We start from the raw sequence: 26726 nt of genomic DNA on the forward strand, positions 1-26726 counted from the left end.
ACATTCTTATCCTAAAAAATGCTCATTTTTCTTAAATTATTAATCTAAATCTGGTTTATAGAAGGAACGATTGTCCATAGCGAAGATTTTATTGGTCATCTCTCCTTTATCCACCAAAGCAAGAGCTGTTGACATCATCATCATGCTAGCATCCAGATTGTCAATCATATGGATAATCTCTGCCTCCATAATGCGTGGACGGACTGGACTTCCATACTCAAGCAAGCCATGGTGACTGAGGATGACGTGGCGGAGCAGAACGACTTCTTCCTTGGTATCATCAATGCCGAGTTCCATCACTGTCTTGGTAATTTCACTATCAATCAGAGCGATATGCCCAAGAAGATTGCCTCGCACTGTGTACTCGGTCTGGTCTGGTCCCGTCAACTCGATGACCTTAGCCAAGTCATGCAGCATAATCCCCGCATAGAGCAGGCTCTTATTGAGCTGAGGATAAACTTCGCTAATAGCATCTGCCAAACGCACCATGGTCGCCGTATGATAGGCCAAGCCCGTTTCAAAGGCATGATGGTTGGTCTTGGCAGCTGGATAGGAGTAAAATTCCTTATCATACTTGGTGTAGAGATTTCGGACAATCCTTTGCCAAACAGGATTTTCAATTTTAAAAATCATTTGCGACATATAGTCACGGATTTCCTTGACATCAACTGGCGACTTGACCTTGAAATCAGCTGGATCATTGGGTTCACCAGGCTGAGGCAGGCGGAGAGTAATTTGATTGACTTGAGGGGTATTGTTATAAACTTCTCGGCGTCCTTTCATGTGGACAACCTTACCTGCGGTAAAGGCCTCAACGTTATGAGGTTGGGCATCCCAGAGTTTCCCTTCAATCTCGCCACTATCATCTTGAAAGGTAAAAGCTAGGTAATTTTTCCCAGCTCGAGTTTGCCTCAGGTCAGCTGACTTGATTAGGTAAAAGCCTTCAAATAGCTCATCTTTTTTCATGTGACTAATCTTCATATTCTTCCTCATCTTCTTGGAAATGGAGTAGATCAAGCGCAGGCTCACCTTCTGATAACTCAATGTGACGGAGCGTTCGCTCGATAGCTGTAGTGCGACGATTTAATAGTTCATCAATATTGCCAGAGGCATGTTGGAGATGTTTTTGTGCCTTGACCAGAATGCCACCAAACTTGCCAAACTCGGTCTTGACGCTGGAAAGCGTTTTGCTGATATGATCGGCACTCTTTTGGATATTGAGAGTTTTGAAACCAACTGATAGGGAATTGAGGAGAGCTGACAGGGTACTTGGACCTGCGACAATAATCTGCTCCTCCCGTCTCAAATCATCAAAGAAGACAGGATTGCGGACGATTTCTGAGTAGAGACCTTCTGTCGGAACAAACAAAACTCCAAAATTAGTCGTCCGAGGCGGTGCTATGTACTTGCTCCTGATATCCTTGGCAAAGCGCTTGACGCTTGCTAAGAGCGACTTACGACACCGTTCGATTTCATCCTTGTTACCTGCTTCATAGGCTTCTTCCAAGCGGTAATAATCAGCCAATGGAAACTTGGAGTCAATTGGTAGATAGACGTATTCTTGGTCTCCTTGTCCGGGTAACTTAATGGCATACTCCACTCGTTCACTGGAGTTTTCAACCGTTGCGTATTCTCGTTCGTACTGTGCAGGTGTCATGATGTCCTCAATAATTTGCCCCAATTGCAATTCACCCAGAATCCCTCGCGTCTTGGTTCCAGTGAGAACCTTATTAAGGGCTCCGACATCACGGGCAACTGTCTGCATTTCTCCAAGACCACGATTGACAGACTCCAATTGCTTGGAAACTGTCTCAAAGGAAGCCTGCAAGCGTGTCTGTAAGGTCTTTTCTAGTTTTTCCTCGACTGTTTGGCGCATTTGTTCCAAACGTTGCTCATTTGATTCCTGCAGGGCTTGAAGACGTTGGTCGGTCTTATCCCTAGTTTGCAAGAGATTCTCTGTCATTTCTTGACGGACCTGAGTCAGGCCTTGGTGCAATTCCATTCGCACTTCTTGCAAACGGTCGCTGACAGCCACTTCTAAGTCTTTTTGATCCAACTGACTGGCTTGTCTGGCTTGTTCAAAGCGGTAATCCAACTGGTCTGACAAGTGATCTGCCTGATCCTCCAAGCTCTTGGTCAGATATTTTTCCTGCTTATCCTGCCTTTGCCAAATGAGAAAGAGGCCTACCAGGTTAGCAATCAATAATAGAATAAGTAAACTTTCCATCCTATCTCCTGTCCTTGCTATGCAACACGACCACATAACCATCTGGGCAAGTCACCGAAACTTCCCTATCTATATATTCGTTAGAAGCGTACACTTTTTTAAAGAAAAAATTTTCCTCTGTCAACTCATACTTAGCTCCAAGAATGGTCAGCCGGCTATCCCGAACCGGCATAAAGGCTAGATAGTCATAGTCCGAGCGGGGTTCTAGCTGACTGGTTCCTTCTGGACAATAGGCAATCAAATTTTGCCCATCCTCAATTTCTATCTGGCGCATATAAGGCGCCAACTTGGGATTGCTAGGAAGAAAAACATTGGCCAGCATATGATCAATACGTCCACCCAAAGCACCGAAAATAGTGACCTGAGCCTGAGGATTTTTCTCAAAGATGGTTAAGAGAGCCAATTCCAAATCTGTATCATCTTTTTCTGGTCGGGCTTGGACAAAATGCTGGGCACGTTTTTGAATCACCTGTCGCTCTTCTTCCGTCACAGAATCAAAATCTCCGACTGCTAGAGCAAGAGGCAAATCTTCCTCCAAGACCCAAAGCGAACCTCTATCCACTCCGACAAAGCAATCGAAGTCTGTACGGTAGTGACCGCGGTCTCCTCCTGCAAAAACGGCAACCCTAGTCCAGTTGTTTTCTGAGAGTTTGTACTCGCTCATTGACATCTCCCTTAAAGACATAGGAACCTGCTACAAAAACGGTCGCACCAGCTTCTTTGGCTAGAGCAATAGTTTGGTCATCAATCCCACCATCCACTTCAATCTCAAAGTTCAAACCCTTTTCCTGACGAAGAGCAACCAACTCACGAACCTTATCCATGGTTTCTGGTAGGAAAGCTTGACCGCCAAATCCAGGGTTAACCGTCATGACTAAGACTTGCTCAACTAGATGAAGGATGTGCTTGATGGCTTCAACTGGTGTGCCAGGATTGATAACGACTGAAGGCTTAACTCCGAGTGAACGAATTTTTTGAAGGGCGCCATGAATATGAGGCGTTGCTTCCGCATGGATGCTGATGATATCGGCACCTGCACGCGCAAAGTCTTCTAAATGATGCTCTGGATTAGCTACCATCAAGTGGCAGTCAAAGACCATCTTGCTATGAGGGCGAAGAGCTTCGACCACACCTGCACCAAAACTGATTTGCGGTACAAAATGACCATCCATGATATCGATATGGGCATATTCTGCACCAGTTGCTTCTAGGCGTTTGATTTCACGTTCAAAGTTGGCATAATCTGCTGCCAGAATTGACGGAGCAATCTTGTATTGAGACATAGGTTTCTCCTTATTTTGGAATTTTTTTGCTGACCTTTTTATAGGTTTCTCTGCGATTTTCAATTTCACTGAGGAATTGCAGGTAGTTGTCAAAACGGAAGGTAGCAATGGCACCCTCTTCTACTGCCGGCTTCACTGCACAGGACGGCTCATGGGTATGGGTACAAGTGCGGAATTTGCAGTTTCGGCTGACAGTAGCAATCTCTGGGAAGGCCTGATTGAGGTCTTCAGCCGTTGACACTTCATAGTCCAAGGATGAAAATCCCGGTGTATCTGCGATTTTACCTCCATTGAGATTATAAAAACTAACTGCTCGAGTAGTGTGGCGCCCACGACCCAGACTGTCTGAAATTTCTCCTGTTTCAAGATTGAGGTCTGGTGCGATTTTATTGAGAAGAGTTGACTTCCCAACACCTGTCTGCCCCATAAAGACTGTAACCTTGCCTGTTAACAAAGGCAGGAGTCCCTCTTTACTGGTCACAAAGTCATAGCCGATATCACCATAGGTCTGTTGGTAAAAATCCAGTTCCCCTCTATCTTCCAGTAGGTCCATCTTGGAAATATAGACGATTGGATGGATACCCTTGTGCTCCAAAAGAATCAAAAAACGATCCAACAAATTGCTGTTAAAATCAGGTTCCTTGACAGACATGATTACTACAGCTTGGTCAATATTGACAATAGGCGGACGGACTAGGCTGTTTTTGCGTTCGTGAATCTTGAGGATATAGCCTTCTGAATTTTCCTCGGCAGAAAAATCAACCCAGTCCCCAACATAGGGTGTATGACCTTTTTTACGGAAATTCCCACGCGCGCGTGTTTGATAGACCTGGCCATCACTCTCTACATAATAGAACCCAGCCAAGGCTTTAATGATTTGTCCCTGCATCTTAGAGTCCTTGCCCTTTAAGTGCATCTGCTAGACTGGCAAATTCTGCCAAGCTGAGAGCTTCCCCACGCACACTTGGTGACAAGCCTGCTTGGTCCAAAGCCTTGGTCAGCTTGTCCTTGACCTCTTCAGTCTTACCAAAGTAACCTGTCAAGTTATTCCATAAGGTCTTGCGGCGATGGGTAAAACTAGCCTTGGAAACCTTAAAGAAGAAGTTCTCGTCTTCCACTGCTACAGCCGGCTCTGGACGACGCACCATTTTCAAAATAGCAGAGTCCACGTTTGGCGCTGGCACAAATACCGTACGAGGCACGATGAAGGCAACCTTGGCAGTCATGTAGTACTGAACCGCAATCGACAAGCTACCATAAGCCTTGGTATTCGGTTGAGCGGAAATGCGGTCCGCCACTTCCTTTTGCATCATAACCACAAACTCACTAAAAGGAATCCCACTCTCTATCAAGTGCATGAGAATAGGTGTCGTGATGTAATAAGGCAAATTAGCCACTACCTTGATTGGCAGGTCAGGATTTTTAAAATTCTGGATATGTTGCGCCAAGTCAACCTTGAGAATATCCTCGTTGACCACGGTCACATTGTCAAAATCACGCAGGGTATCTGCCAAAATTGGCACCAAACGGTGGTCAATCTCAAAGGCCATGACTTGAGCTGCACGCTCAGCCAGAAACTCGGTCAAGGCACCAATACCTGGCCCGATTTCGATGACATTGACCTGGTCATCAATTTCAGCCGTATCCACGATTTTTTGAAGGATATTGGTATCCGTCAAGAAATTTTGCCCAAAGGACTTTTTAAAGGTAAATCCGTGACGCTCTAGCACTGCCTTGGTCACGCTGTAATCTGCAATTCTCATTTATTCTCTTTTCTAATATAGTAAGTTTCTGGAGTAGCATGATAGAGCAAAACAAATAAAGGTGTTCCATCAAATCCTTCCACCATCTCTTTTAGGAGTGCATCTGGATGAATAATTTCTCGTGTTTTGGTGAAATAAACTCCATGTTCCCCGTTTCGATTACGAAGTTCCCATGCAACATTATTCCCTTGGACAGAAGGTAGGTAACGCTCCATTTCTAAAAAATCAAAAAAATCTTTCACCGTCATGTCTTCCGGAACTTCAAATTCTACCTCATGAGGTAATACATCATCACCCATACAGACAGAATCTCTATCAACTCGTATTTTCATTTCACTCTTTCCTTATAAATATCTATTTAAATATTATCAGAGTGAATCCCCTGACATAAATCTACTTACTTCTATTGTAACACATTCCCCTTACATTTGGTGGCTGCTTAACTATTCTTATAAGATTTCATAGCTTCTTCCACTTCTGCCAAGGTTACTCCAAATAGTTCTAAGCGCTTGAGAAGTTGCTTGCCGTTGGAATAGCCGAGTCGGAGAGCATCTCCTAGATATTCTCTACGCTTGCGGCTGTCTGCTCCTGCTAGAAAACCAAGGCGAATCAAGTCGCTACGACTGATATCAAACTCATTCTCGTTTTCAAATTGCTCTGTCACCTGAGCTAGGGCCGTTTTTAAATCTTCATAACTGGCATGCTCAATTCCCAGAGAACGTCCCTTGGTTTTGGACTTGGGAACAGCTTCATCTCGTTTGAGGAAGGCATGCTGAACTGTTGGAATAGCCGTCATAATCATGCGACGAATCCGCTCCCCATTAAAATCTGGGTCTGTAAAGACAATGACTCCATGGCGTTGGTGTAGACGCTGAATCCGCTCTAGATCCTGCTCATTGATGGCAGAACCTCGTGTCTCATAGGTCTCTACATCGAAATAGCGTTTGAGATTGGCCGTATCATCTCGCCCTTCGACCACGATAACTTGGGAAATTTTTTCTTTCATTACTTGTTGTCCAATCCAAAAATGCGCTCTGCATTTGCAGTCGTTGCTGCCGATAACTCCTCGGTCGTCATGCCACGCAAGTCAGCGATAAAGTCCACTACATAGCGAGTATAGGCTGTTTTATTTTCACGACCACGTTTAGGAACAGGAGCCAAGTAGGGAGCATCCGTTTCCACCAAAATCTTGTCCAAAGGTAACTCTTTAGCCGCTTCTTGGATATCAGTGGCCTTCTTAAAAGTCACCACTCCTGAGAAGGAAATAGTCATGCCAAGCGCGACAAACTTCTCTGCCCACTCAATCGTCCCTGAAAATGAGTGCATAATCCCACCACGAGAACCAACGCCCTCACTTTTGATAATCTCATAGGTATCTTCCAGCGCATCACGAGTATGGACAACAAAAGGCAAATCCAAGTCCTTAGATAATTGAATCTGACGACGAAAAACCTGCTCCTGCACCTCTTTTGGCGCCGTCATCCAATGATAATCCAAACCAATCTCACCCAAGGCAACTACCTTTGGATGCTTGAGCTTGTCAAGCAAGTAGGTTTCAATCTCCTCTGTGTAAGTTCCAGCTTCTGTCGGATGCCAACCAATAGTTGCGTAAAGTTTGTCATACTCATCCACCAACTCCAAGGCACGCTCAATCGTCGGTTTATCAAAACCAACAATATTCATCTGTGTCACACCCATCTCAGTAGCCAAGGTAATTTCTTCTGCCTCACGGCCAGCAAATTCTTCTACATTCAAGTGTGTATGTGTATCAAAAATCATCTCTTCTAACCTCGTTTTCTATCTACTATTATAGCAAAAAAACTGACCTCTCTCCTCATCTGTAAAAAATATTCTAAAACCCATTATCATCTCTTGACGCTCTTTTTCCAAAGCAGTATAATAACACTTATTGAATTTTTCAACAAAGGAAACAACTATGTTTACAAAATTAAAACAGACCTTTATCGGTCGTCCTCTTAAATCCTTAACCGAAGGCGAAGGGGGACTACTGGGAAAAATGCAGGCACTAGCCATGTTGTCAAGCGACGCTCTGTCCTCCATCGCCTATGGACCTGAGCAAGTAGTCCTCGTCTTGGCTAGTCTCTCTCCTCTAGCTATATGGTGGAGCCTTCCTATCGGCCTCTTTGTCCTCCTGCTTCTAGCTAGCCTGACCGTTTCCTACCGTCAAATCATCCATGCCTATCCTCAAGGGGGAGGGGCCTATATGGTTACTCGAGAAAATCTATCTCCAGAACTTGGCTTGATTGCTGGAGGTAGTCTTCTGGTTGACTATATGCTAACCGTAGCGGTATCTGTTTCATCTGGAGCTGACGCTATCACAGCAGCTCTCCCTGCCCTCCACCCTTACAACCTCCACATCTCCATTTTTCTGGTTTGCTTGCTCATGCTCTTGAACTTACGAGGGTTGAAAGAATCTGCCAGTTCACTGATGATTCCTGTCTATCTCTTTATCATCAGTACTGTCTTTCTCTTGCTCTATGGAATCTTTCAACTAATGACAGGGTCTCTCAGCTATCAGGCAACTTCACCTATTGGGCATACTGTTCCGAGCCTGTCTATCGTTCTCATTCTAAGAGCCTTTACCAGCGGCTCTGCCTCTCTGACAGGGGTTGAAGCTATTTCAAATGCCGTTCCCTTTTTCAAGGCTCCAAAAGAAAAGAATGCCGCTCAAACCTTGACCATTATGTCACTGATTTTAGGTTTTCTTTTTGCAGGCATTACCTTCCTAAACTACTGGATGGGGATTCTGCCTCAACACGGAGAAACTATTCTTTCACAGATGGCTCAAGGCATCCTTGGTAATTCCTTCTTAGGTCACCTTGGCTATTATATCTTCCAATTCTCCACAGCCTTGATTTTAGCCGTAGCTGCAAATACTGGCTTTTCAGCCTTCCCTATGCTAGCTTACAATATGGCTAAAAACAAATACATGCCCCATCTCTTTATGGAAAAAGGAGACCGCCTAGGCTACTCTAATGGAATTTTAACTCTGGCATTTGGAGCTATGATTCTTCTTCTCATTTTTAATGGCAATACCGAACGTTTGATTCCCCTTTATACTATCGGGGTCTTCGTTCCCTTTGCCCTTTCTCAGACTGGGATGATTCGCCATTGGAAAAAAGAAAAAGGGGCAAATTTCTTAAAACCTGCCCTTGCCAATATTCTTGGAGCTATCATTTGCTACGCGATTGTACTAATCTTGCTCTTTTTCCGTCTCAGTGATATCTGGCCTTTCTTCCCGATTATTCTCGTACTCACCCTACTCTTCTTGGCGATTCACAGTCATTACCAAAAAGTAGCTCAACAACTGCGACTCTATGAAGGCATCGAAAAACGTACTTACGACGGCAATCTGGTTCTGGTCCTAGTAGGAAATGTCACCCGAGTCAGTGTCGGAGCCATTAACTACGCTCAAAGTATCGGTGACGAAGTCCTAGCCATGCATATTTCTACTAAGGAAACAGCAGAAAAAGACCAAGAAATTCTCCAAGAATTTGCTGATTACTTCCCAAATATCACTTTGAAAAATATCAAGACCAGCTACCGCGACATCATCACCCCTACTGTCAAGTATGTCAAACGAATCTCTGAAGATGCCCAGAAAAAGAACTATACAGTCACTGTCCTCGTTCCCCAGTTTATCCCTAATAAACCTTGGCAAAATATTCTACACAATCAAATGAGCCTCAAACTCAAATACGCCCTTCGTTGGCACCAAGACGTCGTTGTCGCTAGCTACTCCTATCACTTAAAAGAATAAAGAAAAGGCCCTACCAGAATCAAAAGCGTCTGGTAAGGCCTTTTTCTGAAACCAGTCACTATGCCTATACTCAATGAAAATCAAAGAGCAAACTAGGAAGCTAGCCGCAGGCTGCTCAAAGCACTGTTTTGAGGTTGTAGATAGAACTGACGAAGTCAGCTCAAAACACTGTTTTGAGGTTGTAGATAGAACTGACGAAGTCAGTAACATATATATACGGTAAGGCAACGCTGACGTGGTTTGAAGAGATTTTCGAAGAGTATTAACTGAAAAGCATGACTAGGAATATCATTGAATGTGGTTAGCTAAATCTTCCTGAGCTTTTTTATTTGACTCAGCTTTTTCTTTCAGCCATTTTTCATAGAGTTCTTGATACTGTTTAGCCGTGACTGGCTCTTTTTGCAATTCAACATATTTGTAGTTGTCCGCATTTCCTTTATGACCAACGAATGAGAATGGACCTGTAAACGGTACACTCTTACGGAAGATTGGGTTGGCTCCACCACTTTGAACTGGTAGGAAGAGGGCACTATCTGTCAACCAAGCTTGGGCTTCAGCATATTTTTCATAGCGAGCTTGAGTATCTGTGATTTCCGCATCAGCCTGATCCAAGAGTTTCTTGTAGTCAGCAAGACCAATCTTATCCTTGACTTCCTTGTCTTTTCCTTCAGACAAGCCCATATTTTTCAACTGAGAACCTGTCTCTGGGTCTAGAATCGCTAGGTAAGTCTTAGGATCTGAGTAGTCTCCACCCCATCCTGAGATGTCAATATCGTAGTCTTTTTGTTCTGCTGTATCTGCAAAGTAGGTTGCCTGGTCTTTTTCATCTGGAGAAAGTTGGATAACATCGATGACAACATTATCCTTACCAAGGGTTTCTTCCACTGTTTGTTTGAAAGATCCAGCCTGTTGCACATCCAACTTAGCAGTCTGGTCAACTGGCATATCCAAATGAATTGGGAAAGTTACTCCCTGTGCTTGCAGACTTTCTTTGGCCTTCGCAAACTTCTCTTTGGCCTTTTCAGGATTCAAGAAGGCTTGCTTACCATCGTTTAGATTGATATTTGCCCAATCTTTACCGTAGTTGACAATTTTCTCATTGACAATGTCACCGAAGTTCTTATCGCCAACTTGGACAAAGTCACTTGGTGTAACCGTATTACGCAAGATACGGTCTGCTCCTTCTTCACCATTTGTCTGTGCTGCATAAGCATGACGGTCAAAGGCAAAGTTGATAGCCTGACGGAAATCCTTATTTTGCATAGCTGCGCGTGAATCTGTCTTTTCCTTATCAGACTGTTTCATAGTCTGCTTGTAGCTTTGACGATTCACGTTGAAAAGATAATAGAAAGTAACTGAGTTTTGCGGTGTGTAGGTAATCTTGTCCTCATTGCCCTTCTTGAGTTCAGCAAATACTGAACTTGTTGGGAAGATACGACCATCTGTATAATTACCATCCAAGAAACCTCTGGCAATGCTGTCTTGGTCAGAACCGTCAAAGAAAGAGAGTTTCACTTTCTCGATTTTAACATTGTCCTTATCCCAGTAATTAGGGTTTTTGTCAAGTTCAATCAAAGATTTGGATGTGAATGATTTAAATAAGTAAGGACCATTTGACAAGATACTTGATGGTGTCACACTTCCAAAGTCATCTCCCTGAGACTTCAAGAAGGCTTCATTTACAGGACTAAGGATACTTGCTGTTGTTTTAGAGTTCCAATAAGTCTCAGGTTGGTTGAGAGTGTATTGTAGCGTGTAATCATCCACTGCCTTAACACCAACAGTTGCAAAATCAGATGATTTCCCTTCAACATAGTCTGCTAGACCCTTGATAGAGTCTTGTACCAAGTACAAGTTTTCAGCCTTTTTATCAGTCGCATACTTGAGACCAGTCACAAAGTCATGAGCCGTTACGTCCGCATACTCTTCTCCTTCAGAAGTGTACCATTTAGCTCCCTGACGGATCTTATAAGTGTAAGTCAAGCCATCTTTTGACACTGTCCATGACTCAGCCATAGAGGGAATGAGATTTCCATACTGGTCATTTTCCAACAAACCATCAACTAAGTTGGTTGTGATACTAGATGTAGAGTCTCGTGTAGAGGTAATATAATCCAAGGTATCTGGGTTATTGACAAAGATATAAGAGTAAGTCTTGTCTGCATTACTTGATTGAGATGATCCACACGCTGCTAAAGCTAGACCTGCTGTCAAAGCTACAGCTCCAAAAAGCATAACTTTTGATTTCTTCATGATTATTCTCCATTTTTACAGTATGTGAAATATTATACACTATTCGAGCAAAAATATAAAGCTTTTTGTACTTTTTTACAAAAATAAAAATCAGTAGACTCGAGTTCCTACTGATTTTTGTTATGGTTCGTTTGGATTATGCAGCCAAAACTTTGCGTCCTTTACGACGACGAGCTGCCAATACGCGACGACCGTTTTTAGTTGACATACGGTTACGGAATCCGTGTTTGCGCGCACGACGAAGTTTACTTGGTTGATAAGTACGTTTCACGATGAATACCTCCTCATAGATTTTGTATTCGTTTAGCCGGCTATAAAGTGATCAGTTACTAAACATACTTTACTATTCTATCTGATTCTTTTACTTTTGTCAATAGCTCAAGGCAAATGTTTCCAGCTTTTTCGAATGTAAGCCCTATCTACGATACTGTTTCAAGAAACGAGTCATCTTTTCTTGGATTTGGGCTAGTTCATCAACACGAGGAAGGTAAACAATACGGAAGTGGTCTGGTTCCTGCCAGTTAAAGCCTCGACCATGAACCAAGAGAACCTTTTCCTGCTTCAAGAAATCAAGGACAAATTGCTCATCATCATCGATACGGTACATATTGCGGTCGATTTTAGGGAAGATATAGAGCCCAGCCTTGGGTTTAACCGCAGACAAACCTGGAATATCTTGAATAGCATTGTAGATGAAGTTTCTTTGTTCATAAATCCTACCACCTGGAAGGAGCAATTCATCGACTGATTGGTGACCACCCAAGGAAGTTTGCACGACTTGTTGAGCTAAAACGTTAGAGCAAAGGCGCATATTGGACAGCATATTGAGCCCTTCGATATAGCCCTTGACATGAGTCTTAGGTCCAGACAAGACCATCCAACCTACACGGAAACCAGCGATACGGTGAGATTTTGATAGACCATTCATGCTGACACAGAAAACATCTGGTGCCAAGCTAGCGACAGGCGTATGCACATGACCATCCATGACCATGCGGTCGTAAATTTCATCCGCAAAGATAATCAAATCATTTTGACGGGCAATCTCAATAATCTCCAGCAAGAGTTCCTTAGGATAAAGGGCTCCAGTTGGGTTATTTGGATTGATAAGGACGATTGCCTTGGTATTGGAAGTGATTTTTGACTTAATATCGTCAATATCTGGGTACCATTCTGCAGCTTCATCACAGACATAGTGAACGGCATTTCCTCCAGCTAGGCTGACAGCGGCTGTCCAGAGAGGATAGTCTGGCATTGGTACCAAAACCTCATCCCCGTTGTCCAAAAGCCCCTGCATAGACATGACAATCAACTCACTAACACCATTTCCAAGGTAGATATCATCAATATCTACATTTGGAAATTTCTTCAGTTGACAATACTGCATAATGGCCTTACGGGCTGAGAAAATACCTTTGGAGTCAGAGTAACCTTCACTATCCCGCGCATTCATAATCAAGTCATGAATGACCTCGTCTGGCGCTGTAAAGCCAAATTCTGCTGGATTTCCTGTATTCAGACGTAAAATCTTTTCTCCGTTTGCTCGCATACGCATGGCTTCTTCCAAAACAGGACCACGGATATCATAGGCAACATGCTCTAACTTACTAGACTTGTTATATTCTTTCATCTTGTTTCCTCAATTCATCAGGATAGTAACATTATACCACTAGAAAGAGAATGCGACAAGTTTACTGAAATGTGTTATACTCTTCGAAAATCAAATTCAAACCACGTCAACGTCGCCTTGCCGTACTCAAGTACAGCCTGCGGCTAGTTTCCTAGTTTGCTCTTTGATTTTCATTGAGTTTTACTAGATTAAGATAGAAGAAAAACCTCGCTAAAAGCGAGGCCAAGACAGGGGAGATAGCAGATATTTTGCGAAAGTCACATCACATACCAAAAGATAAACCTAGAAAAAGCAAGCCTAAAAAGGAGTCATAAAGAAGATTGAACATGAGGAAAAGCCCCCATATCATCAAGTAATCCCAACGCCCACTTCGTTTTGCAACCAGGAATAATAGAAAATGGTAGAGTAGGTGAAAGACTAAAAAGCCAACAAAACCTGGATAGAGAAGCGGAATTAGCTTCTCTAATTGCCAGACCATGATAACTTCTAGCAAGACTGAAGCTAGGATGATTCCATAATAAAGGAAATTTGAATTTTTTGTTTCTTGAAAAGAGCTTTTCATCATTCTCCCTCCCTTCACTTGTTTCCTGCTATCCTTTCTTTTATTTTATCATATATTTATATAGTTTTTAAGCGCTAACATTCTTTTGAAAAATACTTTTTTTACTTTACTTCTATAGTGAAAAGGTTTACAATAATAGTAAGAAAATTTCAGGAGGTTTCATTATGGCACAACGTTACCAAAATATCATGGTCGCAATCGATGGTTCTAAAGAAGCGGACTTGGCTTTTGTCAAGGGAGTTCATTCTGCTCTACGAAACGACGCTAAGCTCACCATCGCACATGTCATTGACACACGCGCGCTCCAAAGCGTATCCACCTTTGATGCTGAAGTTTACGAAGAACTCCAAGTCGACGCTGAAAGTCTGATGAAAGAGTACGAAAAACGTGCTAAAGATGCTGGTGTGGCAGATGTTCATATCGTCATTGAAATGGGAAATCCAAAAACCCTCTTGGCACGTACTATTCCCGATGCTGAAGAAGTGGACCTCATCCTCGTTGGCGCAACTGGTCTCAACGCCTTTGAACGCCTCTTGGTCGGTTCTTCATCTGAATACATTCTCCGCCATGCTAAGGTCGATTTGCTGGTGGTGAGAGAACAAGAAAAAACCTTATAATCACAAAGAAAAGGAGCCCCTAGCTCCTTTTTGTTTACTATTTATACTCTTCGAAAATCTCTTCAAACCACGTCAACGTCGCCTTGCCGTACTCAAGTACAGCCTGCGGCTAGTTTCCTAGTTTGCTCTTTGATTTTCATTGAGTATTATTTCTCTCTTTATGGCGTTCATAAGCCTTGAGCTGGCGCTGCAGTTCCTTTTTAATCGCAGGTTCTGGAGCATATTTTTCTTCCCAATCATCTGGTTTTAAGATTTTGTGGGTCACTGGATCAAAATGAGCCTTGCCATCTGGGAAAATTTTCCCCATATTGGCCTGATGAACAATATCAAAAATACGTTCTGGATCCACCCCCATCAAAACAAAACTACCATAGGTAAAATAAAGCGTGTCAATCAGGGCATCTACCTGCCCTATCAAATCTTGCTGAGCAGGCGTCTTCTTAGCTACTTTATCTGCTGCCTTATCAAGAGCTTGATGAAGTTGCGATAGTGCTTGACCAAAGTCCTCTTCAGAGGGACTGGCTGCTCGAACAAACTCCACCAATTCTTCTATTTTAAAGCCAGCCCTGTGGGTTGCACCTTCTAAATCCCAAGCTCGTGGTTCTTCTTGGGTCCGTTCATCCATCATGTGGTGGAAGGTCTTGACCTTATTGAAATGATAGTCACGGCTGACAAAGACTTTTTCTGAGGCCAGAACACCAAAATGTTCCAAGGCCTTGTGGATTCCGTCTTGCTGATTGCTAGTGGTGATGTGCTTGGCCACTTCCTTGACACTGCTACTACCATTTCCCATAGCGACCGACATACCGACACCCGCCAGCATTTCTAGGTCGTTATCTGAGTCACCAAAGGCCATGACTTGGTTGAGATCAAAACCATATTCTTTCCCGACTCGTCGAATGCCTTCCAATTTAGAGTTTCCTTGATTGATGACATCTGCTGCAAAAGGATTGCTACGTGTCAATTTCAAATCTTCAAAATCAGCCGCCGCCTTCTCAGATTCTTCTGGCGTCATCAGCATCAAAACTTGGTAGATGGGCTGATTCATTAGATCAAGTAGGTCTTCTTCCTTTTGGGGAACAACCTTGCTGACCATACGATTAAAGGAATGACTCACTGTCCGAGTTAAAACCGAGGGAACGAAGCGACTGATTCGTTGGGAAAAAGAACCCAAACCAAAGGACATGATTTTAGAACCCAACATGGCATCCTTGGTCCCTAGGGCAATCTCCTTACCCTCTTTTTTAGCATACGTAATAAGCTGGCGCAAATGTAACTTGGAAATAGGACTCGTGAACAAGACTCTGTCTTTAGTAAAGATATACTGGCCATTATAGGTTACTGCGAAATCTAGATCTAAATCGTCCATCAATTCCTTAACAAAAAAAGGTCCTCGACCCGTTGCTACACCAACAAGCACCCCTTGTTCTTTGACAATCTTAATCGCGTCCTTAGTGGATTTCAAAACACTCTTGCGATCGTTAACCAAGGTTCCATCGATATCAAAAAAAACAGCTTTGACTTCCATCCTATCCCAATCTCCCCTTTTGTGATACAATGATTATACCACATTTCAGAAAGAGTGAGTAAATCATGCCTAAGAAAATCCTTGTTTTACATACGGGCGGAACTATTTCCATGCAGGCCGATGCTTCTGGCGCTGTTGTAACTAGTTCAGATAATCCCATGAACCATGTGTCCAATCCTCTTGAAGGAATCCAAGTCCACGCCCTAGACTTTTTTAACCTGCCAAGCCCCCATATCAAACCCAAGCATATGCTGGCCCTCTACCAAAAAATTAAAGAGGAAGCTGATAACTACGATGGAGTGGTGATCACACACGGGACCGATACTTTAGAGGAAACAGCCTATTTCCTTGATACCATGGAAGTTCCCCATATGCCTATCGTTCTAACAGGTGCCATGCGTAGCTCTAACGAACTCGGCAGCGACGGTGTTTATAACTATCTGAGTGCTTTACGGGTGGCTAGCGATGACAGGGCTGCGGACAAAGGGGTTTTGGTTGTTATGAACGATGAAATCCATGCTGCCAAGTATGTTACCAAAACGCATACGACCAACGTCGGCACCTTCCAGACCCCAACACATGGGCCACTTGGTCTGATTACGAAGCGGGAAATCCTCTACTTCAAAACAGCTGAACCTCGTGTTCGCTTTGACCTTAATCACATACAAGGCTTAGTCCCTATCATCTCGGCTTATGCTGGTATGACAGATGAGCTGATTGATATGCTGGATTTGGAACAATTGGACGGTTTGATTATCCAAGCCTTCGGGGCGGGCAATGTTCCCAAAGAAACGGCTCAAAAATTAGAAAGCCTTCTACAAAAAGGAATCCCAGTCGCCCTGGTTTCACGATGCTTTAACGGTATTGCAGAACCTGTTTATGCCTACCAAGGTGGGGGCGTGCAGTTGCAAAAAGCAGGTGTCTTCTTTGTTAAAGAACTCAACGCCCAAAAAGCCCGCTTGAAACTCCTCATTGCCCTCAATGCTGGACTAACCGGACAGGCTTTGAAAGACTATATGGAAGGCTAAGTCTCTTCTCTAAAAACAAATCAGGAAATCTTCACGATTCCCTGATTTTTTCTATTTCCGTTTTCGTGTCGAACGACGTTCTGTCAAACCATGAGGTAAGAGAACTTCACGTTCTTCCAACTCTTCTTTGTGCATAATCTTAGTCAACATACGCATACTAATAGCACCAAGGTCATAAAGAGGTTGGGCGATAGTTGTCAAGTTTGGACGGGTAAAGCGTGAGACTTGCGAATCATCACTAGTAATGATTTCAAACTCTTCTGGTACTGACACACCCTTATCAGCAAGGCCGTTCAAGACACCCGCTGCCAACTCATCACCTGTTACAACTGCTGCAGTTGCGTTTGATGAAATCAAGCGTTCTGCCAAGGCATAACCATCTTCATAAGTGTATTTAGATTCAAATACCAATCCTTCGCTATAAGAAATACCTGCTTTTTTCAAGGCTTCCTTGTAGCCAACCAAACGAACCTTACCATTGATGTCATCCACTAACGGACCGCTTACGAAAGCAATGCGCTCATTTTCTTTAGCAAGGTAGGTTACTGCATCAATCGTTGCTTGTTTGTAGTCAATATTGACACTTGGAAGCTGATGTTCTACATCCACAGTTCCTGCAAGAACAACTGGTGTTCGAGAACGAGAAAACTCTGAACGAATTTTTTCAGTCAAGTGGTACCCCATAAAGATGATACCATCTACCTGCTTAGAAAACAGGGTATTGACAACTGAAACTTCCTTGTCATCATCCTCATCACTATTAGCAAGGACAATATTGTACTTGTACATTTCAGCGATATCATCAATCCCTTTAGCAAGCGTTGAGAAATAGCCATTGGTAATATTTGGGATCACAACTCCGACAGTGGTTGTCTTTTTACTTGCAAGACCACGCGCCACTGCATTTGGACGGTAATCCAAACGGTCAATCACCTCAAGCACTTTTTTTCGAGTATTCTCTTTTACATTCTTATTGCCATTGACTACACGGCTAACCGTCGCCATCGAAACTCCTGCTTCACGGGCGACATCATAAATCGTTACTGTATCGTCTGTATTCATTCCATTTCCTTTCTATATCATACCTCACGAGACTCCAAAAAAGAGACGGTATGAAAATTTCGTTTTCATGGTTCTACTTATTCCATTTTATCACTATTTGTAAACACTTTCAAGCGTTTTTTGAAGATTATTTGAAAAAATTTCATAGGAAGCTATGTTTATGAAGAAAAAATCACCTTTTCTTGATTTTTAATCCTATTTGCTGTATGATAAGGGAAAAGAAAGGGGGAATAAATATGGCTTTTACCAATACCCATATGCGGTCAGCTAGTTTTGGCATTGTTACCAGCTTGCCTGATGATGTTATTGACTCTTTTTGGTACATCATCGACCACTTCTTAAAAAATGTCTTTGAATTGGAGGAAGAACTCGAGTTTCAATTGCTCAATAACCAAGGAAAAATTACCTTCCACTTCTCAAGTCAACACCTCCCTACAGCCATTGATTTTGACTTTAACCACCCTTTCGACCCTCTTTATCCCCCGAGAGTTCTGGTTTTAGATATGGATGGTAGAGAGACTATCCTCCTCCCAGAAGAAAATGACCTATTTTAAAAACTCTAGCCTTCAGTTGCAAGTGACTGAAAACTAGAGTTTTTTCTATTGTTTCAAAGCATTATACAAGTTGCGGATCGGTTGCTTTAATGTCGGATGGATAAAATGAGGCGCAATTTCCTGTAAGGACTCAAGGACAAAAAGGCGTTCCGCTATATAAGGATGAGGCAAGATAAGGTCGTCTGTATAAAGAATCAGATCCTCCACAAAGAGCAAGTCCAAATCAATCAAACGAGGCCCCCAATGTACTTCTCTCACCCGTCCCATCTCTGACTCAATGGCTAACAAGGTCTCTAATAGAACTGGGGCCGGCAACCAGGTTTCAACCTCAACCACTTGATTAGCAAAGCTATCTTGCTCGACACCTCCCCAAGGCTCCGTCGTCAAGACACTGGACTCTTTGAGAATATGGATACCTTGAGCTCGCATGTTCTCAATGGCTTGTTTCAAATTTGCTTGTTTATCTCCCATATTGCTTCCTAGGGCGATAAAGGCTCGTTGCTTGCGGCGATGAATGGTTACCGAGCAAGTATCTAGTGGCAAATGCACTGGCGCCCAAGGTTTTTTCAGTTCCAGCTTAATTTCTTGGACAAGAGGATAGGTCTCAAAAGTACGTTCTACCAGTTTATAAGCTACCGTTTCAATTAAATCTTCACTCGTTTCCTGAAACCATGTCGTCCACTGCTGACACAATTCTCCGTAATGGACAGAGGCTGTCAAATCCAAGTCTGTAGCCGCCTTGGTCATATCATAAGATAAGATGGCTGAAACGACAAACTTCTGCCCCAATTCTTTCTCACTAGGAAAAAGACCATGATAGGCAAAAATTTCCAAATCCTTAATCTTCAGTTGATCCATAATGATTCCTTTCTAGAAAAATCCGCCCAAAGCGGATTTTTTTTACAGTCCCATTAAACGATAAGCCTGATCTCGGAGGTCCTTATCTGTTTCAAATAGACCACGAGCTACTGTCGTCAAGGTTGCAGTGCCTGGTTTTCTGACACCTCGCATGCTCATACACATATGTTCCGCCTCAATGACAACAAAGGCTCCTTTAGCACCTAGATAGTCCATCAAGGCATCGGCCACTTCGATATTCAAACGTTCTTGAATTTGTGGTTTTTTCGAATAAACTTCAACTGTACGGGCTAGCTTAGACAAACCTGCCACACGACCATCTGGAATATAGGCAATATGCGCTCTACCATAAAATGGTAGAAAGTGGTGTTCACACATGGTATGGAAAAAGATATCCTTTTCTACCACCATATTATCGTCAATAATCTCGAAGGATTTTGACAAATGTTCCTCCGCTGTTTGACCAAGACCTGAAAAAATCTCTTGGTACATACGAGCCACACGAGCAGGTGTTTCCTGCAAGCCCTCACGGTTAGCGTCCTCTCCTACAGCCTCGATAATCATTTTTACAGCTGCTTCAATCTTTTGTGTATCCATTTTCGTTCTTCCTCTCCATCAGATAGGCTCTCACTTGGCTCAAGAAATACAAGGAACCCGTGACAATCCTAACTGTTTTTTTCTCTTCTTTTTTATCTGTCAATTTCTGCTCTAGAAAATCCTGCCAATCTTGGTAGCTGAGATTTCTAGACTTAGCTGCCTCTTCCAGCACGTTTTCATCAGTCGCCCGACTATCGTCAAAATGTGTCAGGGTAAGCTCGGTATCTGGGATTTGCTCCAACAAATCCAACATATCCTCCAAGGCCTTGGTTTTGATGCAAGTAAAGAGGATTTCCTTACGATAATCCGCAAAGCGTTCTTGCAAGGTTGCTAATAAAGCCTTGATAGCATGGGAATTGTGGGCTCCATCCAAAATCATCAAGGGATCTCTTGACACGATTTCCAAACGCCCTGGCCAACTTGTTTCTTCCAAAGCTTGAGCAAGCAAGTGATTGCTTGCTAGTTCTCGACCATCTTCTTGACAAAAAGTATCAAGTAAAGCTATGGCCATCCCAGCATTCTCTATCTGGTGCAAACCAAGCAGGCCAGTCTGGAAGCGACCTTGTCTGACAACACTTGTATAGTCAAAGACTTCGCCTGTAACCACACTCTTTTGATGGCTGACCTGATAATCTGTCCCGTAGACAAGTCTCGGCGCATCTTTCCCTTCCGCAATGCGGTCAATCACAGCCAAGGCTTCTGGAGCGATACGACCTGTCACCAAGGGAATTCCTTGTTTGATAATACCAGCTTTCTGCTCTGCTATGGCTTCCAAGGTGTCACCAAGTAGGGCTACATGGTCCAGTCCAATAGTCGTAATGCCTGTTAAAATGGGATGGCAGACATTGGTACTATCCAAAAGTCCACCCATGCCGACTTCCATGATAGCCACATCTACTTGCTCTGAAGCAAAGTAGTCATAGGCTATAGCTGTAATTATCTCAAATTCAGTTGTCCCCTGCAAATTGGCAGCCGATTCCCCCTCAAGCAAAGACTGATAGTCCACCATGAGAGCTTCTAGTCTAGCCTCTGGGATAGATTCCCCATTGATGCTAATCTGGTCTGTATAATGAATGAGATAGGGCGAGCTAAACACGCCAACTCTCAGCCCTAGCTTTTCCAACATATTTTTCAAAAAAGCAATGGTCGAACCCTTGCCATTGGTCCCTCCGATATGGATGACCTTGAGTTTGAGATGGGGATTGCCACGCAAAGCTAATAGTTCCACCATTCGTTCCAAGCCAAAATGCGGTTGGTCCGTCCGATAGTGGGCAATCCACTGATTGTTTTCGATTTCTTTCATCTTATTTATATTGTTTTAAATCTAGATTTTCCGCTTCATCAGCCAGACGAATGGCGGAGGCAATTTCAACTGCCATCCTGTGACTAGCTACATCATGCACGCGCACCACTTCTACATCCTGTCTCGCAGCGATACTAGTTACATGAGCCGAAGCTGTGTCCCGATTTCGGAAACCAAGCTCTGTCTCAGGATTGACCTCAAACCCACTTTCTTCAAGGATATTGATGACAAACCGCTTGCGCGACACTCCAAGAAAGATTGGATAGCCCTTCTGATGGAGTTTATCCAGGTCCCGTAAAAGAAGCAAATTTTCTTTCTTGGTCAGACCAAAGCCAATTCCTGGATCCAACAGGATATTTTCTAGTGCAATACCAGCTTCCTCTGCTCTCGCTAAGGCTCTATCAAAGAAAGCCTCCATCAAGTCTTCGATTGGCATTTTTTCAAAGTCAGCTAACTCTTCCTCTGTAAAAGCTTGACCAAAACCAAAATGAGGAAATATGAGCGAGCTAGGATGCTGAGGTCGCGCCATGACTGGATTAAACATAATGACTACTTTCGCACCAGCCTTAGCAACCACATCCGCCATTTTTTCATCACCCATGAGACCAGTGATATCATTGACTAGATTAGCACCAGCAGCCAAAGCAGCCTCTGCCACCTGACTTTTCCAAGTATCAATAGAGATGAGGACATCACTTTCCTTGCGAATAGCTTTGATTACTGGAACAACACGCTGGATTTCCTCTTCTATCTCAACATAGCTACTTCCCGGCCGAGTCGATTCTCCACCGATATCTAGCATGCTGGCTCCTTCTGCTATCAATTTACGAGCCTGCTGGAGTGCCTGCTCAAGAGCAAAAAATTGACCACCGTCCGAAAAGGAGTCTGGGGTTACATTGATAATTCCGCAAATAGCTGTTTTTGCATGATTTGCTTTACTTGACATATCGGTCACTCCCTCAAGGCTTTTCACCATATTATTTCTCTATTTTACCATAAAAAGAAAAAGATGGACACGATTGCATTCATCTTTTTCCCAGTAGAAACAAGTAAGCAATTGTCAAAAATCTTAAACAGAAAGCCCTAATGTCCGACTCAAAATCACCACGAGAGCCAACAAACAGAAAGCAACCCCATTCACAATCATGTGAAGTAAGATAGACATTTCCAAACGTTGGGTCTTGTAAGCCGTCCAAGATAGAACTGTCGACATACCTCCATAAATCAATAAAGAAGGTAAATTACTTGGTTGATGCAATAAAGCAAATACAATCGTACCGACTACAAATCCCAAGTTCTCCTTGCCTCGGAAAATCTTTTTAGGAACAATCCCACGGCACAAGATTTCCTCACAAATCGGAGCAAGCAAGGCCAATAAGAAGAAACTGGAAATCAGAGAACTATTCTGAACCATATCGTTAATCTGAGACTGGTTACTTGTTGTCGTCTCATTTGACAGTTGTAACAAGATAGAACCAAGTATATTTGACCCGATAATAACTAAATAACTCAAGCCCAAACGTGCCAAATCCTTCGCTCTAAAAAAAGAAAAATTAAAACTTGCTAACTGCGTTTTACGAGCTCCAATAATAAACAGCACCAGAATCACAATCGAAACACCAGCAACTATCAGTCCTGACTGCAACAGTGGTACTGCATTTAAAGTTAAAATAGCAGTAACCCCTATAGGAATCTGATATAAAATTGTCGCCAGAAAAAAGATTAACAGCCAACCTGCACGATTCAATAATTCTTTCCACATATTTTTCTCTTTCATCACCTATCTCCTTGGTATTAAAAAAGGGGAAAAATCCCCCTGGGTAATCCTATTATAAGGCCATGCTAATGTAGTTAAGGATAAATAAGGCATCCAAAATCCAAATCATGACATGAACATCTTTAGCTTGACCTTTGACAAGCTTAGTCAAAGTGTAAGTCAAGAAACCAACTGCAATCCCTTGAGTGATAGAGTAGCTGAATCCCATAAAGATAGATGTGAAGAAAGCAGGAACCGCTTCAGCCATATCGTCCCAATGGATATTTTTCAAGCTACCAAGCATCATAATTCCAACAATAATCAAGATTGGAGCTGTAGCAGATGAAGGTACGATAGCTAACAGTGGGCTAAAGAAGCTTGAGATCGCAAAACAAATTGCCACGACCAAGGCTGTCAAACCAGTACGTCCACCTGCACCGATACCAGCAGCAGACTCAACATAAGTCGTTACGTTCGAAGTACCAGCGATGGCACCAATTGAAGTACCAATCAAGTCAGAGTAAAGAGCCTTGTCCAACTTAGCTGATTGGTGGTTTTCACCATTTGTCGCTACGATACCAACTTTTTCACCTGTACCGATCAAGGTACCAATCGTGTCAAAAATATCTGTCAATGAGAAGGCTAGAATGGCCATCAGAGTTTCAGGCAAGCGAGCTGTATCTGAAATCAAAGCTCCCAAACCTTCTGAACCAAGAGCTGCACCAAAAACTATCTTCAAATCTTCAAAGGCTGCACCAACATGGTTATTAGCAAAATCGATACTAGACAAATCTACCAAACCAACTGCGATAGCAAGAACAGTTGTTGTCAAGATAGAGAGGATAATTCCCCCTTTAATTCCTTTGATAACAAAGAAGATTGTGATAGCAAGTCCTGCAAGAGCCACCAAAACAGCTGGATTATTAAAGTCAACTAATCCTGGAACCGCTGAAGAGTTCGCTGCAATCGTTGCTTTAGCTTTGTCAGCCCCTTCTCCTACAACAGTATAGTTACCTGGATCAATCGTAAATTTCAAAAGTCCAGCATTCTTAATCCCTACATAGGCAAGGAAGACACCGATACCGGCTGAAATAGCTGAACGAAGGGCATTTGGAATCGATTCAATGATCATTTTACGAACATTTGTCAAGGTAATAATCAATGAAATAATCCCACAGATGAAGACCATAGCTAGGGCTTGTTGCCATGAATAACCAAGCCCGAATACAACTGTAAAGGTAAAGAAGGCATTCAATCCCATACCTGGTGCTTGGGCATAAGGTAAGTTAGCATAGAAGGCCATCATCAGGGTACCCGCAACTGCACCAATAATCGTCGCTAGGAAGACACCCTGAGCAGGCATCCCTGTTTGTGAAAGCATTTGTGGGTTTACAAAGAGAATATAGCTCATTGCAAAGAAAGTTGTTAAACCAGCGAGAACCTCTGTACGAACGTCTGTACCGTTCTCTTTTAGTTTAAATAATTTGTCCATTATCAATCTCCTTTTAATTTTTACGAACAATAATAGAATTATATCATTTATCATTCACTTTTTCAATATCTTTGTTTGATTTATTTAAGAATTTGATGGAATTTTATTTTTTGTTTGGAATCTGTTTTTCTGCCTGCTTTTTGTTATAATAGTAGACATCTTATCTGAAAAGACACTAGAAAGGTCCATATGACAAAAAAAATTATTGCAGTTGACCTAGATGGAACCTTGCTCAACTCAGACAGTCAAATTTCTGACTTTACCAAAAAAACCATTAAAAAAGTTGCTGAAAAAGGCCATCAGGTTATTATTACGACAGGTCGCCCTTACCGTATGTCAAAAGATTTTTACCGTGAACTGGGCTTAGACACTCCTATGATTAACTTCAACGGCTCCCTCACTCATTTACCAGACCAAGTTTGGAACTTTGAAAAGTGTTTAACCGTAGACAAAAAATATCTGCTAGATATGGTTCGACGTTCAGAGGACATTCAAGCCGATTTTATCGCTGGAGAATATCGTAAAAAATTCTACATTACAAATCCCAATGAAGAAATTGCCAATCCCAAACTATTTGGTGTGGAAGCTTTCCAGCCTGAAAATCTATTTCAGCCTGAGTTGGTAACCAAGGATCCTAACTGCATTCTGTTGCAGACTAGAGCCAGTGACAAATACGCCTTGGCAAAAGAAATGAACGCCTTCTACCAGCATCAACTGTCTATCAATACCTGGGGAGGTCCGCTCAATATCCTTGAGTGTACACCCAAAGGAGTCAATAAGGCCTTTGCTTTGGACTACTTGCTCAAGGTAATGAACCGCGATAAAAAGGATTTGATTGCCTTTGGAGACGAACACAATGATACCGAAATGCTCGCTTTTGCTGGGAAAGGTTATGCAATGAAAAATGCCAATCCTGAGCTACTCCCCTATGCAGATGAGCAAATCGCCCTGACCAATGACCAAGACGGTGTTGCCAAAACCCTGCAAGACTTATTCTTATAGTCCATTCTGACCAGCTTGCGAGCTGGTCTTTGTGTTCTTTTCACAGTCTCATCAACCGGTTAATCGATTGTTCTATTTTTTGCCTCCAAAAACTTGGAAAAGGCTTTCTTTTGTGATATACTTCACATATAAATACAAGAGAGCTCGTCACACTCGACTCTGTTGACACAAAATCAATCCAGTCCTGTTTCTCCTGCTCTCAGTTAATATCAAGGAGGATAGCTATGAAAGCTGTTGTTGTAAATCCAGAAAGCACTGGTGTTGCTGTTGAAGAAAAAGTACTCCGTCCACTTGAAACTGGGGAAGCACTTGTAGAAATTGAATACTGCGGTGTTTGCCACACTGACCTCCACGTTGCCCATGGTGACTTTGGTCAAGTACCAGGCCGTGTTCTAGGACATGAAGGTGTTGGTATCGTTAAAGAAATTGCCCCAGATGTTAAAAGCCTTAAAGTCGGTGACCGTGTCAGCGTCGCTTGGTTCTTTGAAGGATGTGGTACTTGTGAATACTGTACTACTGGTCGTGAAACTCTTTGCCGTACAGTGAAAAATGCTGGTTACTCAGTAGACGGTGGTATGGCTGAACAATGTATCGTAACTGCAGACTATGCTGTCAAAGTTCCAGACGGACTTGATCCAGCCCAAGCTTCTTCTATCACATGTGCTGGTGTAACAACCTATAAAGCTATAAAAGAAGCAAAAGTTGAACCAGGTCAATGGGTTGTCCTTTACGGTGCTGGTGGACTTGGTAACTTAGCTGTTCAATATGCTAAAAAAGTATTCAATGCTCATGTCATCGCAGTTGATATCAACAATGACAAACTTGCCCTTGCAAAAGAAGTAGGTGCTGACATTGTGATTAACGGTCTAGAAGTTGAAGATGTACCAGGACTTATTAAAGAAAAAACAAATGGCGGAGCTCATTCAGCTGTCGTAACCGCTGTATCTAAAGTTGCCTTCAACCAGGCTGTTGACTCAGTCCGTGCTGGTGGTCGCGTGGTTGCTGTTGGTCTTCCTTCTGAAATGATGGAACTCAGCATCGTCAAAACCGTTCTAGATGGAATCCAAGTCATCGGTTCTCTTGTTGGAACTCGTAAAGACTTGGAAGAAGCCTTCCAATTCGGTGCAGAAGGTTTAGTAGTTCCAGTTGTTCAAAAACGTCCAGTAGAAGATGCTGTAGCCATTTTCGACGAAATGGAAAAAGGTCAAATCCAAGGACGTATGGTACTCGACTTCACCCACTAATCTAATAAAAACCTATTTTAAAAGTTGGAATGCGCTTCCAACTTTTTTATATTAAATTTTAATATCAAAAATTACTATGTCTTCTTGAAACCTTATTATATCAATATCATTAAATACACTATTTAAATGTTTTCTTGAATATTTTATATCAAATAGTTGCTTTTTATATGAAAACGGTTTATACTT

The 26726-nt window shown here is 42.6% G+C and carries 27 protein-coding genes; 6 read left to right on the forward strand and 21 right to left on the reverse strand.

Annotated features, from left to right (window positions below):
- Positions 1 to 39 precede the first annotated feature (39 nt).
- From LG372_RS05010 to LG372_RS05050, 9 genes are all read right to left on the reverse strand, one after another.
- Complete coding sequence (locus LG372_RS05010) at positions 40 to 981, reverse strand: 3'-5' exoribonuclease YhaM family protein (RefSeq protein ID WP_049492793.1); 942 nt, start codon at positions 979 to 981, stop codon at positions 40 to 42.
- Positions 971 to 2227: a DNA recombination protein RmuC gene (gene rmuC, locus LG372_RS05015; protein WP_185760955.1), complete on the reverse strand. Its 1257-nt coding sequence runs from the start codon at positions 2225 to 2227 to the stop codon at positions 971 to 973. The genes LG372_RS05010 and rmuC overlap by 11 nt, the downstream gene beginning before the upstream one ends.
- A 1-nt stretch (position 2228) precedes the next feature.
- Positions 2229 to 2891 (reverse strand): thiamine diphosphokinase, encoded by a 663-nt coding sequence (locus tag LG372_RS05020; RefSeq protein WP_049510776.1) that lies wholly within the window; start codon positions 2889 to 2891, stop codon positions 2229 to 2231.
- Entirely contained in the window at positions 2854 to 3510 is a 657-nt protein-coding gene (gene rpe, locus LG372_RS05025; RefSeq protein ID WP_225742272.1) for a ribulose-phosphate 3-epimerase, read from the reverse strand. Before rpe ends, LG372_RS05020 begins: the two co-directional genes overlap by 38 nt.
- Positions 3511 to 3520: 10 nt before the next feature.
- Positions 3521 to 4399 (reverse strand): ribosome small subunit-dependent GTPase A, encoded by an 879-nt coding sequence (rsgA, locus tag LG372_RS05030; protein WP_070480172.1) that lies wholly within the window; start codon positions 4397 to 4399, stop codon positions 3521 to 3523.
- Position 4400: 1 nt separating this feature from the next.
- Entirely contained in the window at positions 4401 to 5273 is an 873-nt protein-coding gene (rsmA, locus tag LG372_RS05035) for a 16S rRNA (adenine(1518)-N(6)/adenine(1519)-N(6))-dimethyltransferase RsmA (RefSeq protein ID WP_004255823.1), read from the reverse strand.
- Positions 5270 to 5605 (reverse strand): hypothetical protein, encoded by a 336-nt coding sequence (locus LG372_RS05040; RefSeq protein ID WP_061590030.1) that lies wholly within the window; start codon positions 5603 to 5605, stop codon positions 5270 to 5272. Before LG372_RS05040 ends, rsmA begins: the two co-directional genes overlap by 4 nt.
- Positions 5606 to 5712: 107 nt before the next feature.
- Positions 5713 to 6279, reverse strand: coding sequence for a ribonuclease M5 (gene rnmV, locus LG372_RS05045; RefSeq protein WP_070482206.1), 567 nt, complete (start codon positions 6277 to 6279; stop codon positions 5713 to 5715).
- Entirely contained in the window at positions 6279 to 7052 is a 774-nt protein-coding gene (locus tag LG372_RS05050) for a TatD family hydrolase (protein WP_225742273.1), read from the reverse strand. Before LG372_RS05050 ends, rnmV begins: the two co-directional genes overlap by 1 nt.
- A gap of 157 nt (positions 7053 to 7209) precedes the next feature.
- Here LG372_RS05050 and LG372_RS05055 point away from each other — a divergent pair, with 157 nt between their 5' ends.
- Positions 7210 to 9054, forward strand: coding sequence for an APC family permease (locus tag LG372_RS05055; RefSeq protein WP_049551938.1), 1845 nt, complete (start codon positions 7210 to 7212; stop codon positions 9052 to 9054).
- Positions 9055 to 9342: 288 nt separating this feature from the next.
- Here the strand turns inward: LG372_RS05055 and LG372_RS05060 are convergent, their stop codons facing one another.
- The 4 genes from LG372_RS05060 to LG372_RS05075 all read right to left on the reverse strand — a co-directional run bounded on the left by LG372_RS05060 (position 9343) and on the right by LG372_RS05075 (position 13502).
- Positions 9343 to 11307 carry a peptide ABC transporter substrate-binding protein gene (locus LG372_RS05060; RefSeq protein ID WP_225742274.1) on the reverse strand — a complete coding sequence of 655 codons (1965 nt, stop codon included), beginning with the start codon at positions 11305 to 11307 and terminating at the stop codon, positions 9343 to 9345.
- Between the two features lie 136 nt (positions 11308 to 11443).
- Positions 11444 to 11578 (reverse strand): 50S ribosomal protein L34, encoded by a 135-nt coding sequence (gene rpmH, locus LG372_RS05065; RefSeq protein ID WP_000831905.1) that lies wholly within the window; start codon positions 11576 to 11578, stop codon positions 11444 to 11446.
- A 144-nt stretch (positions 11579 to 11722) separates the two neighbouring features.
- A complete protein-coding gene (locus LG372_RS05070) occupies positions 11723 to 12937 on the reverse strand; it encodes a pyridoxal phosphate-dependent aminotransferase (protein ID WP_000666476.1) in 1215 nt (404 codons plus the stop codon).
- A 262-nt stretch (positions 12938 to 13199) separates the two neighbouring features.
- Positions 13200 to 13502, reverse strand: a complete 303-nt coding sequence (locus tag LG372_RS05075; RefSeq protein WP_033681216.1) for a hypothetical protein — start codon at positions 13500 to 13502, stop codon at positions 13200 to 13202.
- Positions 13503 to 13663: 161 nt separating this feature from the next.
- Here LG372_RS05075 and LG372_RS05080 point away from each other — a divergent pair, with 161 nt between their 5' ends.
- Complete coding sequence (locus LG372_RS05080) at positions 13664 to 14116, forward strand: universal stress protein (RefSeq protein WP_000079148.1); 453 nt, start codon at positions 13664 to 13666, stop codon at positions 14114 to 14116.
- A 136-nt stretch (positions 14117 to 14252) separates the two neighbouring features.
- Here the strand turns inward: LG372_RS05080 and LG372_RS05085 are convergent, their stop codons facing one another.
- Positions 14253 to 15644 (reverse strand): Cof-type HAD-IIB family hydrolase, encoded by a 1392-nt coding sequence (locus LG372_RS05085; RefSeq protein ID WP_049487902.1) that lies wholly within the window; start codon positions 15642 to 15644, stop codon positions 14253 to 14255.
- 65 nt (positions 15645 to 15709) lie between these two features.
- Here LG372_RS05085 and LG372_RS05090 point away from each other — a divergent pair, with 65 nt between their 5' ends.
- Positions 15710 to 16672: an asparaginase gene (locus tag LG372_RS05090; RefSeq protein ID WP_049551593.1), complete on the forward strand. Its 963-nt coding sequence runs from the start codon at positions 15710 to 15712 to the stop codon at positions 16670 to 16672.
- Positions 16673 to 16723: 51 nt separating this feature from the next.
- On the opposite strand, the gene ccpA is transcribed toward LG372_RS05090, so the two are convergent.
- Positions 16724 to 17734 (reverse strand): catabolite control protein A, encoded by a 1011-nt coding sequence (gene ccpA / locus LG372_RS05095; RefSeq protein ID WP_001090628.1) that lies wholly within the window; start codon positions 17732 to 17734, stop codon positions 16724 to 16726.
- A gap of 236 nt (positions 17735 to 17970) precedes the next feature.
- Here ccpA and LG372_RS05100 point away from each other — a divergent pair, with 236 nt between their 5' ends.
- The gene (locus LG372_RS05100) at positions 17971 to 18288 is read left to right on the forward strand and encodes a DUF960 domain-containing protein (RefSeq protein WP_000886035.1); all 318 of its coding nucleotides are present in this window, start codon (positions 17971 to 17973) and stop codon (positions 18286 to 18288) included.
- A 45-nt stretch (positions 18289 to 18333) separates the two neighbouring features.
- On the opposite strand, the gene folK is transcribed toward LG372_RS05100, so the two are convergent.
- From folK to LG372_RS05130, 6 genes are all read right to left on the reverse strand, one after another.
- Positions 18334 to 19146, reverse strand: a complete 813-nt coding sequence (folK, locus tag LG372_RS05105) for a 2-amino-4-hydroxy-6-hydroxymethyldihydropteridine diphosphokinase (RefSeq protein WP_225742275.1) — start codon at positions 19144 to 19146, stop codon at positions 18334 to 18336.
- A gap of 42 nt (positions 19147 to 19188) precedes the next feature.
- A complete protein-coding gene (gene folE / locus LG372_RS05110) occupies positions 19189 to 19743 on the reverse strand; it encodes a GTP cyclohydrolase I FolE (protein WP_000380916.1) in 555 nt (184 codons plus the stop codon).
- Complete coding sequence (locus LG372_RS05115) at positions 19724 to 21046, reverse strand: bifunctional folylpolyglutamate synthase/dihydrofolate synthase (RefSeq protein ID WP_225742276.1); 1323 nt, start codon at positions 21044 to 21046, stop codon at positions 19724 to 19726. Before LG372_RS05115 ends, folE begins: the two co-directional genes overlap by 20 nt.
- Before the next feature lies 1 nt (position 21047).
- The gene (gene folP / locus LG372_RS05120) at positions 21048 to 22022 is read right to left on the reverse strand and encodes a dihydropteroate synthase (protein WP_225742277.1); all 975 of its coding nucleotides are present in this window, start codon (positions 22020 to 22022) and stop codon (positions 21048 to 21050) included.
- Positions 22023 to 22115: 93 nt separating this feature from the next.
- Complete coding sequence (locus tag LG372_RS05125) at positions 22116 to 22823, reverse strand: CPBP family intramembrane glutamic endopeptidase (RefSeq protein WP_225742278.1); 708 nt, start codon at positions 22821 to 22823, stop codon at positions 22116 to 22118.
- Positions 22824 to 22875: 52 nt separating this feature from the next.
- Positions 22876 to 24294, reverse strand: coding sequence for an NCS2 family permease (locus LG372_RS05130; RefSeq protein ID WP_094753051.1), 1419 nt, complete (start codon positions 24292 to 24294; stop codon positions 22876 to 22878).
- A 189-nt stretch (positions 24295 to 24483) separates the two neighbouring features.
- Between LG372_RS05130 and LG372_RS05135 the strand changes: the two genes are divergently transcribed.
- Together LG372_RS05135 and adhP are read left to right on the forward strand one after the other, a co-directional pair.
- Positions 24484 to 25296, forward strand: a complete 813-nt coding sequence (locus LG372_RS05135; RefSeq protein WP_225742279.1) for a Cof-type HAD-IIB family hydrolase — start codon at positions 24484 to 24486, stop codon at positions 25294 to 25296.
- A gap of 224 nt (positions 25297 to 25520) precedes the next feature.
- Positions 25521 to 26540 (forward strand): alcohol dehydrogenase AdhP, encoded by a 1020-nt coding sequence (gene adhP / locus LG372_RS05140; protein ID WP_020900859.1) that lies wholly within the window; start codon positions 25521 to 25523, stop codon positions 26538 to 26540.
- Positions 26541 to 26726 lie beyond the last annotated feature (186 nt).

This window comes from Streptococcus sp. Marseille-Q5112 (genome assembly GCF_916700555.1).
Classification (GTDB): Bacteria; Bacillota; Bacilli; order Lactobacillales; family Streptococcaceae; genus Streptococcus; species Streptococcus symci.